The 380-nt window shown below is 69.2% G+C and carries 1 protein-coding gene; it reads left to right on the forward strand.

The genetic code is table 11. The features are described from left to right. The coding region (locus ACLHZ1_RS20680) for a hypothetical protein (RefSeq protein ID WP_427263548.1) at positions 1-380 on the forward strand (380 nt) is incomplete at both ends.

Here is a 380-nt window from a genome sequence, read left to right on the forward strand (position 1 = left end):
GCTGACCGTGACCGCCACCCTGGTGGATGCGGCGGGCAACGTCTCGCCGGAAGGTAGCGACAGCGCGGTGATGGGCGACACCACTGCCACCGCGGCGCCGACCGTGGTCATCACCGAAGACAAGAACGACGACGGCACCATCGACCGCAGCGAAATAGCGGGCCCCGTGAACGTGGCAGTGACCCTGCCGGGCGAGGCCCAGGCCGGTGACGCCCTCAAGGTGAGCGGCCAGCCTGACCGGGTGCTGAGCGATGCCGACATCCTTGCTGGCAAGGTGGACTACGAGTTTGACCGTCCGGCCGACGGCGAGGCGCTGACCGTGACGGCGACCATCGTGGATGCGGCAGGCAACGAATCCCAGCCGGGCCGCGACAGCGCCA

The organism is Aeromonas sobria (genome assembly GCF_050266975.1).
Taxonomy (GTDB): Bacteria; Pseudomonadota; Gammaproteobacteria; order Enterobacterales; family Aeromonadaceae; genus Aeromonas; species Aeromonas sobria_B.